The following is a 12,431-nucleotide window of genomic DNA, read 5'->3' as shown; positions in this document are numbered from 1 at the left end:
GTGTCTCAAGACATCGGAATGGGTGTGTCTCCCGTCATCGGAATACTCATCCCGGTACATCCAGGACATGTCGAAAAGGAAGCTTGTGATCACCGCCGTTCTGACCGGCACCTCGCAAACTGAGGTTGCCTGCACCTACGGGGTGTCCCAGGGGTGGATCAGCCGACTGATGGTCCGCTACCACGCCGAAGGTGATATCGCATTCCAACCGCTTTCTCGACGGCCGAAGTCGTCGCCGAACGTCACACTGGAGTCCACTCTCACGTTGATCGTAAAACTGCGGGAACAGTTAGCGGGCCAAGGCTTAGACGCCGGACCGGACACCATCAGATGGCACCTGGCCCAGCATCATGATGTGACCGTGTCCCGAGCCACGATCAGCCGCCACCTCGCCCGCGCCGGACTCATCACCCCCGAGCCAAAAAAGCGACCGAAATCTTCCTACATCCGCTTCGCCGCCGAACAACCCAATGAATGCTGGCAATCCGACTTCACCCACTACCGACTGACCCAAACGAACGGTGCCCCCGGGACAGATGTTGAGATCATCACCTGGCTTGATGATCACTCACGTTACGTTCTGCATCTATCCGCGCACGCCAGGATCACCGGCATGGTCGTCACCACCACATTCGGCGAAACCATTGCCGCGCATGGAATCCCAGCGTGCACGCTGACCGACAACGGCATGGTCTACACCGCTCGATTCGCTGGCGGCAAAGGCGGACGCAACGGTTTCGAAAACGAACTGCGGCGCCTGAACATCACCCAGAAAAACGGCAAACCCAACCACCCGCAAACCCAAGGCAAAGTCGAGCGGTTCCAGCAAACCCTCAAAAAGTGGTTACGCGCTCAGACGCAGCAACCATCCACCGTCCCGGGCCTGCAAACCCTGCTGGACACGTTCGCCAAGGATTACAACCACCACCGCCCACACCGATCGCTGCCGCACCACGCCACCCCCGCGGCGGCATACGCCCTACGGCCCAAAGCCACCCCGACCAGCAACCGCACCGCCGATACCCACGACCGGGTCCGCGATGACCGTGTCAGCAAAGCAGGAACCGTCACCCTGCGCCATAACGGGAAGCTGCACCACATTGGAATTGGCCGAACCTACGCCGGAACCTACATAAAGTTGCTCATCCAAGACCTGAACATCAGCATCGCCGACGCCACCACCGGGCACATCATCCGCGATCTCACCTTGGACCCGACCCGCGACTACCAACCCATCCCACAACGACAAATGGCTGAACCTACAGATCTGTAGGTTCAGCCATTCCGATGTCCCGAGACATCACATTGTCGGGATGACAGGATTTGAACCTGCGACCCCTTGACCCCCAGTCAAGTGCGCTACCAAGCTGCGCCACATCCCGGCCTGCCTGGCAAGCCAGGCGTGTTCCAGGTTACCTCAGCAGCCACCCCGATTCTGACCAACCGCGCCCCGGCCCCGGACGCTTTGAACAATCACGCCCGGGGCGGGGACAATCGGCTCATCCACTTGAGGGAGCGGCCCGGCATGTCAGATTCGAACGTCCACCTTGGTCCGCTGCTGATCGCGCTGTTGGTCATATTCACCGCAGCGGCAGCGCTCCTGGTGCACCTGACTTTGCTCACCAAAGGCTCCGAGATCGTCATTGCCGCCGTACGTGCCACCGTCCAGTTGGCCGCTGTTTCCCTCGTCATCGCCTGGGTGCTCAAGTCCATGCTGTGGACGCTGGTATTTGTCGCATCAATGATCGTCATCGCCGCCGGGACGTCGGCAGGCAGAGTGTCACGGAACTATCGCCCGCGGGCCTGGTGGACTCTGGCTCCGATCGCGTTGGCCGTCATCCCCGTAGTGGCGCTGATCCTTCTCAGCACCGCGGTGCCGTTCAAACCCCTGGGTGTGCTGCCCGTGGCCGGCATCATCATCGGCGGCGCCATGACGGTGACCTCGTTGACCGGAAAACGGGCCACCGAAGAACTACACGCCCGCAAAGGCGAGTACGAAGCTGCGCTGTCTCTCGGCCTCACTCGCCGGGACGCCGTACATTTGGTGGCCAAACCCGCTGCCGCTCTTGCACTTCTACCAATTCTCGACCAGACCAGGACGGTCGGGCTGGTGACGCTACCGGGAGCTTTTGTAGGTGTGCTCCTCGCCGGCGCCAGCCCTGTGCAAGCCGGTGCAGCGCAGCTGTTGGTACTTATCTCGCTGTTACTGGTCAGCTCACTCGCCAGCGTTATCACTGTGGAACTGGTAGCCGCTGGCCGGATAGCAGGACCGGACGGACCAGTTCCTGAATAAATCCGGTTCCCGGATCAACACAGAACAATTTGGCGCCAACCACATCCCAGTATCGATACGCTGGGGAAAGAGACGGCGGCCTGAGCGTGTGACTTTGGCGCCCTGAGAGGCATCCATGTTTGACACCATCTTCGGACTCCCGGTCCACCCCCTGGTCGTCCACGCCGCAGTGGTGTTCCTCCCCTTGGCGGCAGTTTCGGTAGTCCTGGCGTCACTGTGGCCACGGTTTCGCAAATGGGCCGGTTGGGGTCCACTGGCTATAGCCACGCTGGGAGTGGTTTTTACCTATGTCGCGAAAGAATCAGGCGAAACCCTCCAGTCGCGACTTGGCATCAATGTCGGCAAGCATGCCGAACTCGGCGACTCGATGCTGTGGTGGGCGCTCGGCCTGCTCGTGGCTGCCGTCGCCGTCTATTACTTGAACAGGCAGCGGAAATCATCCAACTTGGTACCCAAATGGCTACCTATTACGGCAATCATTCTTTCGCTGGTGGGCGGGATCGGCACTGTTGTCCATGTAGTACGAACCGGGGACAGCGGCGCTGAAGCAGTGTGGGGCTCTACCACCAACTAACCGGTCAAGAACGGACTATCACCGCATACGATCCGATCCCAGCAAGCCGGTTTCCCTCGATCTCGCCGGTGTCGAGCAGAAGCGTCGCGATCTGGCCAGTACCCGGGTGGAAATCCACGTCCTGGACAACACCCAGCCGGCGACCCGCCTGCGTCAGCACTTGCTTCTTCACAAGCTCGCGGCTTTTGTCGGCCAGATAAGCGATGCGCTCATCAGCGATCTGGAGCGCGCTGGCGCCAGCGACTGTCACTGCATCAGGGCCAAAGCCGGTGATATTCGGCCAAGCGAGCGACGTACCTAACTCACCGGTCTTCGCCAAGGTGAGCGCAGCCACGGTCGCAGTCTGAGGATCGACGACGAAAGCCGCGACCTTACCCACAGTTTCCGCGTTGCCGGTGCTGACAACCTTGTGACCTTTTCCTTCGGAGAATCTCATCAGATCTGTCCTTCCAAACGTGCCCGGAAAGCGATGACCGCAGCGCCAAACCCCGCCAAATCATGAGAAACAAACTCGCGGGTGGCGTTTGGCACCATCAGGTGCTCCCCGGACGCTGACAACGTGTCAGGCAATGGGATCAACAGCCGACCGCTCTCGCCCATCCCCTCGGACGGCTCGATTTCATATCCCACTACGTCTGCGGCTTCGCCCGGGTTGTCGGCCACCTCAATGATCACATCGACGACTTTGCCCAGCGCGGTGCCGTCCTCGGTCAACACTTGCGACCCGAGAATGTCTCCACGGGAGGACGTTCCAGAAGCTTCCGCCTCGGCCAGCACATCGGCCAGCGGCACGAGGGACTCCTCGCTGGCGACCATGACCGCATCTGGTCCCAGGGCCGCAACGGATGCCCACGGGAGAGCAGTTTTCATTTTTCCGGCGAAGAATGACCTGCCGTTGAGGCTAAAACCACCCACATGACCGCCGTGAGCGGCATAGACAATGTCCTTAATCTCAGCGATGTCTTCGCCGTCGAAGGTCACCACGGGCCGTTTGGCGATCTCGCTCGCGCGCATCAACGTGCTCATGTGCGCTTCTTAGGAGTGCGTCCGGCGATGATCACGCCGCCCTGCCTGCGCTTCTTCTGGATCGCGACGAATCCGGCGAACGACACCGCCAGAAGTATCACCACGATGATCAACCAACCCCACCACGCCATTGCGCACCTCTTTGCTCCGTTGAACTGGACTGACCACGAACGACTTACCCAGCCTACGGAGTACTACACCTGGCAGCTGCGCCGAGACCACAATGTGAACTAAAAAAACACACCCGCACATCGCGGTGCATCGGCGCAGCAACACACAGGGCTACTTCTTGCGCAGTTCCCGCTTCTCGCGGACGCGCACGTTGATGCGGATCGGCGACCCTTCGAACCCGAATTCTTCGCGCAGTCGACGTTCCAGGAATCGCCGGTATCCCGCCTCCAGGAAACCGCTGGTGAACAGCACGAATGTCGGCGGACGGTTTGCCGCCTGCGTCGCAAACAGCACCCGCGGCTGACGTCCGCCACGCACGGGTGGTGGATTGGCCGCGATCACTTCCCCCAGCCAAGAGTTGAGCTGACCTGTCGGGATGCGCTTATCCCAGGATGCAAGGGCCGTGCGGAGCGCGGGGGCCAACCGGTGAACCCGACTCCCCGTCATGGCAGAAATATTGATCACGGCTGCCCACGGCACCCGCACCAAATCCCGTTCCAATTCCTTGTCGATCTGGTCGCGGCGCTCCTCGTCCACCAGGTCTGCCTTATTCAGAGCGATCACGACGGCCCGGCCAGAGTCGACCACCATCGAAATTACCCGCTGGTCCTGCTCGCTCAGCGGCTCTGACGAGTCGACCAGCACCACGGCGACTTCGGCAGACTCAATGGCTCCCTGGGTCCGAAGCGACGCGTAATACTCCATACCGCCGGAAAACTTCACGCGCTTACGCAAACCGGCAGTGTCGACAAATCGCCAGACTTCGTTGTCCAAGTCGACGAGCGAGTCGACCGGATCGACCGTGGTGCCGGCGACAGAGTCGACTACGGCGCGGTTCTCACCCGTGAGCTTGTTCAGCAGCGAGGATTTTCCGACATTCGGCTTACCTACCAGCGCTACACGCCGCGGCCCGCCGACGGCGTCCCAGATTTCTTCCGGGGTTTCCGGCAGCTTGTCGAGGATGATGTCGAGCAGGTCGCCGGAGCCGCGGCCGTGGAGCGCGGAGACCGCGAACGGCTCGCCCAGACCCAAGTTCCACAACTGCGCGGCATCAGAGACCGCGCGCTCGTCATCGACCTTGTTAGCAACAAGAATGACGGGCTTCTTGGAGCGGCGCAACACCCGGGCGATGGCCTCGTCGGTCTCGGTAGCGCCAACCATGGCGTCGACCACTACAAGAACTGCGTCGGATGTCTTCATCGCGTACTCGGCCTGCAGCGCGACTGCGGCTTGCAGCCCGTCGACCTTGGGCTCCCAACCCCCGGTGTCGACCACGGTGAAGCGGCGGCCGCGCCACAACGCGTCGTACGAAACGCGGTCACGGGTCACACCGGGGATGTCCTGCACGACTGCCTCACGGCGCGCAATGATCCTGTTGACAAGGGTGGACTTACCGACGTTGGGCCGGCCCACGATGGCGAGAGTGGGGACTCGAACAGCCTCGACGTGCTCGCCGGTGGCGTCTAATTCGTAGTCGCCGCCATCTTCCCAGCTGGCGAGATCCCCGTCGTCGGCCCAGGTTCCGTCTCCGGGCACCGCTTCTTCGAGCGGGCGTGCTTCGCTAAATTCAGTCACGTTATTTCCTTAATGTGCGGTTCTCGAACACGCCGTGACAGCGTTTCGACCGAATCCGCGCCACCCGATGCCGGCGCGGTACAGCTGAGTGAAGACCTACTGCGATGTTTCAGCCTGGTCCAACTCTTCGACCAGACTCTTTAGTTTCTCACGAATTTCCGCCGTCGCCGCATTCACTGCCGTCCTGCCCGCTCCAGGCAAGACCGCAAACGCCTCGCCGATGAGCACTTCGACCCTCGGACGAAACCGGCGACTCGTTCCGGTTGGACGACGGGTGCCGCGCATCGCGATCGGTACCACCGAGGCACCAGAACGGGCAGCCAACCAACCAGCCCCGTTGAACACGGACTCGACACCGCCGTCGCCGCGGCTTCCTTCAGGAAAAATTCCGATGCTGCCGCCGGCCTTCAACTGGGCCAGCGCACTCATCAGCGGCGCCCTGTCGGGAACATCGCGGTTGAGTCCGTATTGGCCGACGGCCTTCAGTAGCCAGCCCAGAAGCCCGTGGAACATCTCAGCTTTCACCAGAAACGATACCCGGCGGGGTAATGCGCCGAACAGGATCGGGCCGTCCAACGTGTTGGAGTGGTTGACCGCAAAGATCACGGGCCCAGTGGGCGGGATCCGGGCCACGCCCTGCAGCCGCATCCGATAGACCAGCAGCGCCAACACGATTCCGATGCGGCGTCCGCGATCTACCGCGTGCGCCTTGGTGTTCGGCGGTACCGGATCGGACGCACCGCCCAAGTGATGCCACCGCATCTACTGCCGCCTCATCTGATGCCGTCCCATCTGATGCCGCGTTGTGCGGCGAGCACCAGCACTGCCTCCACCGACTGGGCGATATCCAGGTCGGTGGAGTCGATCACGATCGCATCCGCAGCCGCCTGCAGCGGTGCGTGTAGGCGGTTCGAGTCGTAATTGTCCCGGTGCGCAATCGCTGCACGGACTACTGCGAGATCCGGGGTCCTTCCAGCGGCTCCCACTTCTTTATAACGCCTGCTGGCCCGGACCTCCTCCGAGGCCGTCAGGTAGATCTTGAGGGCCGCATCGGGCGCAATGACGGTCCCAATATCGCGACCCTCGACCACCATGCGGCCCGCACCTGCAAGCTGCTGCTGCCGTTCCTTGAGCCACTCCCGCACCGCCGGATTCGCAGACACCTCAGACACCGCCGTTGTGACGTGGACTGAGCGAATGCTGCGTCCCACGTCTTCGCCGGCAAGGGTGTGAACTTGCTCGGCCGGGTCCACGGGTGAGGCAAACATCAATGACGGCAATAGGTTTGCCACACCGACTTCGTCAGCTGGGTCGATGCCAGCGTTGAGTACGGCGAGGGTGACGATGCGATACATGGCGCCGGTATCGAGATACCCAGCGTTCAGCGCCGCTGCTACCTTGCGCGACACCGTTGACTTGCCGGTGCCACTGGGGCCGTCGACGGCGATGACGAAGCGGTCAGAATTCCCTGGCGCCTGCGTCACAGTCCGACCGCCCGATAGAGCAGGCCGATCTCCACAGGGTTGAGCTTGCGAATAGTTCCCGGACGCTGGTGTCCCAGTTGCACGTCACCGATCTTGGTCCGCACTAGGCGCGAGACCGGGTGGCCGACCTCATCGAGCATCCGGCGGACGATGTGGTTCCGGCCCTCGTGAATGACGAGCTCGAGGACTGCGCGCCCATTGTGCTGGTCCACGATCTCAATGGAGTCGACCTTGACGGGCCCATCTTCGAGCTGAATTCCCTTGAGCAGTTTCCTACTGAGGTCGCGCGGGATCGGGCCAGGAACTTCTGCCATGTAGGTCTTCGAGACGCCGTAGGACGGGTGCGTCAAACGGTGGGCAAGGTCACCATCATTGGTCAGCAAAATGAGGCCCTCGGAGTCGCCGTCAAGGCGCCCCACATGGAACAGCCGCTCGGTCCGATCTCGCACCAGCTGGCCGATATGCGGGCGGCCCAGGTCGTCGGACATCGTCGACAGCATGCCGGGTTCTTTATTCAGAGCCAGGTACACCTGGCTCTCACTAAAGCCCACCCGGTTGCCATCGACATGAATGACGGCGTTCTCTGGGTCGACCCGCATACCCATCTCGCGGACGATCAAACCGTCCACCTTGACGCGGCCTGCTCGGATCAGATCTTCTGCATGACGCCGAGAGGCGACTCCCGCTTGGGCAAGCACCTTTTGCAGGCGAACACCTTCAGGCTCTTGGGCTTTCGCGCCCTTTTTGGTGTGGGCGAAGTCGGCTTCGTCCCACTCGAACTTTGTATTTTCAGCCATCTCGATCACTCATCTTCTACTGCATCAATTTCCGGGAGCAAGGGTCCGAGCGCTGGCAGATCGTCCAAGGAGGACAACCCCAAACGCTCGAGAAACAGTTCCGTGGTGCGGTACAACATTCCGCCAGTTTCGGCGTCCGTTCCCACGTCTTCGGCCAGTCCGCGAGCCGTCAGGGTGCGGATGACGCCGTCCACGTTGACGCCTCGGACGGCGGCAATACGTGCACGGGTAACTGGTTGACGGTAGGCGATGACGGCCAAAGTCTCCAATGCGGCCCGCGAGAGCCTGCTTTGTTGGCCGTCCAATACGAACCGCTCGACCACGTGTGCGAAACGGTCCCGGGTGTAAAACCGCCAACCCCCGCCGAATTCTCGTAATTCGATTCCGGAGGAAGTTCTGGTGTACTCGGCGGCTAAAGCATCGAGCTCCGCACGAACCCGCGTGGCAGAAAAACCTACCGCGGACGCCACCGCGGTTTCAGAGACAGGGTTGTCGACCACCAACAGAATCGCCTCGATCGCGTGCGGCAGATCGTCCTCGGCAACAGCGGTGTCTGGCTCGGGGACCAGTTCGTTGTCGTCATCCTCGCCCGGCTCGGCTGTCAACTCACCATAGGCGACCTGCAGCACGCCGCATTCGTCTGCTTCGATCATTCGTATTCCTCACGGGTGGTTATTCCGGCGCTGGCATATTCCTCGCCGGTCCAGCGAACCTTCAGCTCCCCCAACGGTTCTGGTTGGTCAAAGAGCACCACAGCCTCCCGGAACAGGTTCAACAGACCGAGGAAACGAGCGATCACCTCCAGTGTTTCGGTGCAGCCCTCTACCAACTCGGAAAAGGTCAAGGTGCCGCTGGCAACAAGCATGTCCCGGATGATCTGGGTGTGCTCACCGACCGACACCGGTGAGCTGTGGATGTGAAGTAGGGATACCTGCTCCGGGGGTGGCTTCGGCGCGAAGACGCGAGAGGCCATGTCGTGAAAACCAGCCGCGTCTAAGCCGATGTTGACCTCCGGCAATAGACCGAGATACCTGGCCTCGAGGGTGACCGCACGCGGATAACGTCGCTGCGCGGTGGCCTCCAGTTCGCGGAACAATAGCGAAACCTGCTTGTACGCCTTGTAAGCCATCAAGCGCGCGAAGAGCAAATCCCTTGCTTCCAACAGTGCCAGATCGGCCTCGTCCTCGACATCGGCATCAGGCAGTAACCGCGCAGCCTTCAAGTCCAACAAGGTTGCTGCAACAACCAAGAACTCGGTGACCTGCCCAAGATCCCAGTCATTGCCCAGAGCTTTCAGGTGGCTGATGAACTCATCCGTCACGGTGTGCAGTGCCACTTCGGTGACGTCCATCCGGTGCTGGGATATCAACTGCAGCAACAAGTCGAAGGGGCCGTCGAAGTTTGCAAGACTGATGTGGAAGGACTTACTGGTCTGCTTTCGCGCCGGTCCGACTACGGCTTCAAGCGCCGCGCCGGATGCCCCAGATGCGTGACGAGCGTCAGTCTCTCTCGTCTCGGCGAGCGCCCCGGCGGGTAGCGATGCATCCGGCGGCGCGAACATCATCGAGCAATCACTTCCCGCGCCAACTGCAAATAGGCCTGTGCTGCAGCAGATGTCGGCGCGTAGCTGGTAATCGGCTCACCGGCGACGGTGGTCTCCGGGAACTTCACCGTCCGCGAGATCACGGTGTCGTACACCTGATCGCCGAACTGATCCACGAGGGTAGCGATGACATCGCGCGAGTGCATGGTGCGGCCGTCGAACATCGTGACAAGAATGCCGTCGATCGTGAGGTCGGGGTTGATGCGATCCTGAACCTTCGAGATGGTGTCGATCAACAGCGCCACCCCGCGGAGCGCGAAGTACTCCGCTGCCACCGGCATGACGACGGCGTTGGCGCAGGCCAGCGCGTTGACCGTCAGCAAACCGAGCGATGGCTGGCAGTCAATGAGGATGTAGTCGTAGGCGTGCAGTACGGGGCGCAGCGCGCGGCCCAGGGTTTGTTCGCGCCCTACCTCGTTGATGAGCTGCACTTCCGCTGCAGAAAGATCAATGTTGGCGGGAAGCAGGTCCATACCCGGAACCTTGGTGGGTACAAGGATGTCGGAAATCGACGTCGAACGTTCCAGCATCAGGTTGTAGATCGTGCGGTCCAGTTGATGGGACGGCACCCCAACCCCGCGGAGAGCGCGCCTTGGGGGTCTAGGTCGACAACCAGCACTCGACGGCCGTAGCCGGCTAATGCGGCTCCGAGATTAATGGTGGAGGTAGTTTTCCCAACCCCGCCTTTTTGGTTGCACATCGCGATCACTCGTGCGGGCCCGTGGTGCTCCAACGGCTCCGGCTCCGGGATCACCTTGATCGGTCGGCCTGTGGGACCGACCACCGGTTCGAGATCTTCGGCCGCGGCTTTCGCAGCTGCTCGTTCGCGCGCCCGGGCGGAGATAGCGCCAATGCGGCCGAGCTGCCCCGTACCCGCGTGGTCGGGTTTGCCGCCCGCGATGGCCGTCGGCTGCGCGAAGAGGGCGTCCTCGTGGCTCTCGCGCTCGCTGGCGCCTTCATCCGTGCGCGCTTCGCGCGTGGCCGTTTCGCCATTCGCCTCGGGCGCGGCGGACGCGGGGGCACTCTCGTAGCGAGTGGACTCGGCGGAACGCTCTTGGAATCGGCTTGGCGCTCCGGCAGCCGCAATCCAGGATGCGTCGTCCGGTGCGCTCATCGGCGTAACTTCTCCCTCTACCTGAAAACAGAAAACCCCAGGTCACGTGATTACAAGCGGGGCGTGCTCTCACTACAGTAGGCGGGTCGGGGCGACGCAGACAACGCGGCGCGTCGACAACTGCGGATGTAAAAATAATCCCGGCCAAGACCACGCGGCAGGGACCCTCAGCGGGCTCGCGGATGCGAAGTGGCATACACCTCTCGCAGGGCCTCAATCGTGACAAGTGTGTATACCTGGGTCGTCGTGACTGATGCGTGCCCCAGGAGTTCCTGCACCGAGCGGATATCGGCGCCGCCTTCGAGCAGGTGCGTGGCAAAGGAGTGGCGCATGGTGTGCGGCGAAACTCTACTGACCACACCCGAGCGCTCTGCTGCGGAGCGCAAAATCGTCCATGCAGCCTGCCGCGTCAACCGACCACCGCGGGCATTTAAAAACACCGCATGATTACTCCGGCCACCTGCGGCCAGCAATGCGGGGCGACCCCGGACCACATACGCAGCAAGCGCCGCCTTCGCGTACGACCCGACGGGTACATAGCGCTCCTTGGATCCCTTGCCACGAAGCTTCGCCGACTGCTGGTCGAGATCAACGTCGCCGATATCGAGTCCGATCACTTCGGAGATCCGCGCACCCGTTCCGTAGAGAAACTCCAGGATCGCACGGTCGCGCAGTTGTCGGGGTTCGTCCCCGATGACGCTGTCGATCAGCGCAGTAATCTCGTGCACCGGCAGCGCCTTGGGAAGTCGTTTCGCCGGGCTGGGAGGGTGCACATCGCGGGAGGCATCCAGTGCCACCACACCTTCCATCGCCAGGAATTTGTGCCACCCGCGTGCAGCTACTACCGCTCGCGCCGCTGATGAGGCAGCCAACGGCACTCGGCCATCGTCCCCCGCACGCAAACCAGCCAAGAATTGGGCAACCATAGCTGGGGAAACCTCGGCGGGTTCGGACACCCCGGCGGCCGTGAGGTACTGGATATACCTCTCCAAGTCTCGGCGGTAGGACACCAAGGTGTTCTGCGCCATCCCCCGCTCTACCGCAAGATGGTCAAGATAGGTCGCCAGTGCGGCACTCAGAGCCGGCGCTGGCGACGTCGGCAGGGTCACCGACCCTGAGAGCGGGCAATGATCCCGCCTGCGTCACCCAGTTCTTCGTGGTGTTCGCGGGGCACTGCCGGTCCGGTAACCCAGGGATCGTCGCCGGGCCGTAAATCCAATCCGTCATGCATCGCAAGGTGTGCTGCAAGGAGCCCTGAAACAGTGGCTCCGTTGACGATGTCGCCGCTCATCACCGCCGCCACGGCCACGGCCAGCGGCACCTTCACCACAGTGAGATCCGCCTCTTCATCGGTGATCTCACCCTGACGACCAATAATGCTCAGCCCCGTGGCGAGAAAAACCCGGACTGCCTCATCGGTAAATCCGGGCGAGGCGGCGACATCGACGAGCACCCGCCACTCGAGCGCGGCGTACCCCACCTCTTCGGCAAGTTCCCGAGCGGCGGCGGCCTGCGGCCCCTCCCCTGCAATATCGAGCAAACCGGCCGGCAGCTCCCAGAGTCGGCGCCGGAACGGGTGCCTGTATTGCTCAACAAGCACCACGTGGCCCTCGTCATCCACCGCGACCACAGCCACGGCCCGATCATGTTCCACGACCTCGCGGAGGGCACTACCACCGCCTGGCATCGAGACTTCATCCACGCGGACCTTCGCGATTTTGCCCTCAAAGACCCGCCGGGAATTGAGGACGGTGAAGATCGCGGGCGCCACGTCAGCGTCGGAGGTCCCCACCG

General features: G+C 62.0%; 14 protein-coding genes, 1 tRNA gene and 1 pseudogene. 3 read left to right on the top strand and 13 right to left on the bottom strand.

The genetic code is table 11. The features are described from left to right. Positions 1–67: 67 nt before the first annotated feature. Positions 68–1,273, top strand: coding sequence for an IS481 family transposase (locus EH165_RS04940; protein ID WP_124798281.1), 1,206 nt, complete (start codon positions 68–70; stop codon positions 1,271–1,273). A 35-nt stretch (positions 1,274–1,308) separates the two neighbouring features. Here the strand turns inward: EH165_RS04940 and EH165_RS04935 are convergent. Continuing rightward, positions 1,309–1,382: transfer RNA gene (locus EH165_RS04935), tRNA-Pro, on the bottom strand. 143 nt (positions 1,383–1,525) lie between these two features. On the opposite strand from EH165_RS04935, the gene EH165_RS04930 reads away from it, so the two are divergent. Next, positions 1,526–2,293 carry an ABC transporter permease gene (locus tag EH165_RS04930; protein ID WP_124798280.1) on the top strand — a complete coding sequence of 256 codons (768 nt, stop codon included), beginning with the start codon at positions 1,526–1,528 and terminating at the stop codon, positions 2,291–2,293. Between the two features lie 115 nt (positions 2,294–2,408). Further along, entirely contained in the window at positions 2,409–2,867 is a 459-nt protein-coding gene (locus EH165_RS04925) for a DUF2231 domain-containing protein (protein ID WP_124798279.1), read from the top strand. Between the two features lie 4 nt (positions 2,868–2,871). Here the strand turns inward: EH165_RS04925 and EH165_RS04920 are convergent, their stop codons facing one another. From EH165_RS04920 to EH165_RS04870, 12 genes and pseudogenes are all read right to left on the bottom strand, one after another. Beyond that, positions 2,872–3,303, bottom strand: coding sequence for a PRC-barrel domain-containing protein (locus EH165_RS04920; protein WP_124798278.1), 432 nt, complete (start codon positions 3,301–3,303; stop codon positions 2,872–2,874). Continuing rightward, the gene (locus EH165_RS04915; RefSeq protein ID WP_124798277.1) at positions 3,303–3,893 is read right to left on the bottom strand and encodes a PRC-barrel domain-containing protein; all 591 of its coding nucleotides are present in this window, start codon (positions 3,891–3,893) and stop codon (positions 3,303–3,305) included. The genes EH165_RS04920 and EH165_RS04915 overlap by 1 nt, the downstream gene beginning before the upstream one ends. Then, positions 3,890–4,024 (bottom strand): hypothetical protein, encoded by a 135-nt coding sequence (locus EH165_RS16455; RefSeq protein ID WP_277870527.1) that lies wholly within the window; start codon positions 4,022–4,024, stop codon positions 3,890–3,892. The genes EH165_RS04915 and EH165_RS16455 overlap by 4 nt, the downstream gene beginning before the upstream one ends. A gap of 151 nt (positions 4,025–4,175) precedes the next feature. Then, positions 4,176–5,639, bottom strand: a complete 1,464-nt coding sequence (der, locus tag EH165_RS04910; protein ID WP_124798276.1) for a ribosome biogenesis GTPase Der — start codon at positions 5,637–5,639, stop codon at positions 4,176–4,178. A gap of 96 nt (positions 5,640–5,735) precedes the next feature. Then, entirely contained in the window at positions 5,736–6,401 is a 666-nt protein-coding gene (locus tag EH165_RS04905; RefSeq protein WP_124798275.1) for a lysophospholipid acyltransferase family protein, read from the bottom strand. 11 nt (positions 6,402–6,412) lie between these two features. Further along, positions 6,413–7,123: a (d)CMP kinase gene (gene cmk, locus EH165_RS04900; protein ID WP_164479124.1), complete on the bottom strand. Its 711-nt coding sequence runs from the start codon at positions 7,121–7,123 to the stop codon at positions 6,413–6,415. Further along, entirely contained in the window at positions 7,120–7,920 is an 801-nt protein-coding gene (locus EH165_RS04895; RefSeq protein WP_124798274.1) for a pseudouridine synthase, read from the bottom strand. The genes cmk and EH165_RS04895 overlap by 4 nt, the downstream gene beginning before the upstream one ends. 5 nt (positions 7,921–7,925) lie before the next feature. Next, positions 7,926–8,573, bottom strand: coding sequence for an SMC-Scp complex subunit ScpB (gene scpB, locus EH165_RS04890; protein ID WP_124798273.1), 648 nt, complete (start codon positions 8,571–8,573; stop codon positions 7,926–7,928). Beyond that, positions 8,570–9,484 (bottom strand): segregation and condensation protein A, encoded by a 915-nt coding sequence (locus tag EH165_RS04885; protein WP_239020706.1) that lies wholly within the window; start codon positions 9,482–9,484, stop codon positions 8,570–8,572. The genes scpB and EH165_RS04885 overlap by 4 nt, the downstream gene beginning before the upstream one ends. Next, positions 9,481–10,637 (bottom strand): annotated as a pseudogene (locus EH165_RS15685) (ParA family protein). The gene EH165_RS04885 and the pseudogene EH165_RS15685 overlap by 4 nt, the downstream one beginning before the upstream one ends. A gap of 167 nt (positions 10,638–10,804) precedes the next feature. Continuing rightward, positions 10,805–11,746: a site-specific tyrosine recombinase XerD gene (gene xerD, locus EH165_RS04875; protein ID WP_206426112.1), complete on the bottom strand. Its 942-nt coding sequence runs from the start codon at positions 11,744–11,746 to the stop codon at positions 10,805–10,807. Then, on the bottom strand, positions 11,743–12,429 hold the full coding sequence (locus EH165_RS04870) for an NUDIX domain-containing protein (protein ID WP_239020705.1): 687 nt from the start codon (positions 12,427–12,429) through the stop codon (positions 11,743–11,745). The genes xerD and EH165_RS04870 overlap by 4 nt, the downstream gene beginning before the upstream one ends. Positions 12,430–12,431: the final 2 nt, after the last annotated feature.

Origin of the sequence: Nakamurella antarctica, assembly GCF_003860405.1 — a bacterium.
Classification (GTDB): domain Bacteria; phylum Actinomycetota; class Actinomycetes; order Mycobacteriales; family Nakamurellaceae; genus Nakamurella; species Nakamurella antarctica.
The sequence above is the reverse complement of the archived record's forward strand: the minus strand, read 5'-3'. Positions and strand labels throughout refer to the sequence as shown.

Coding starts and splice junctions, on each gene's coding strand:
- EH165_RS04915 (WP_124798277.1), bottom strand. CDS start 3,893: ATGAGCACGTTGATGCGCGCGAGCGAGATCGCCAAACGGCCCGTGGTG.
- EH165_RS04930 (WP_124798280.1), top strand. CDS start 1,526: ATGTCAGATTCGAACGTCCACCTTGGTCCGCTGCTGATCGCGCTGTTG.
- EH165_RS04905 (WP_124798275.1), bottom strand. CDS start 6,401: ATGCGGTGGCATCACTTGGGCGGTGCGTCCGATCCGGTACCGCCGAAC.
- EH165_RS16455 (WP_277870527.1), bottom strand. CDS start 4,024: ATGGCGTGGTGGGGTTGGTTGATCATCGTGGTGATACTTCTGGCGGTG.
- EH165_RS04885 (WP_239020706.1), bottom strand. CDS start 9,484: ATGATGTTCGCGCCGCCGGATGCATCGCTACCCGCCGGGGCGCTCGCC.
- EH165_RS04925 (WP_124798279.1), top strand. CDS start 2,409: ATGTTTGACACCATCTTCGGACTCCCGGTCCACCCCCTGGTCGTCCAC.
- EH165_RS04895 (WP_124798274.1), bottom strand. CDS start 7,920: ATGGCTGAAAATACAAAGTTCGAGTGGGACGAAGCCGACTTCGCCCAC.
- scpB (WP_124798273.1), bottom strand. CDS start 8,573: ATGATCGAAGCAGACGAATGCGGCGTGCTGCAGGTCGCCTATGGTGAG.
- EH165_RS04940 (WP_124798281.1), top strand. CDS start 68: ATGTCGAAAAGGAAGCTTGTGATCACCGCCGTTCTGACCGGCACCTCG.
- EH165_RS04920 (WP_124798278.1), bottom strand. CDS start 3,303: ATGAGATTCTCCGAAGGAAAAGGTCACAAGGTTGTCAGCACCGGCAAC.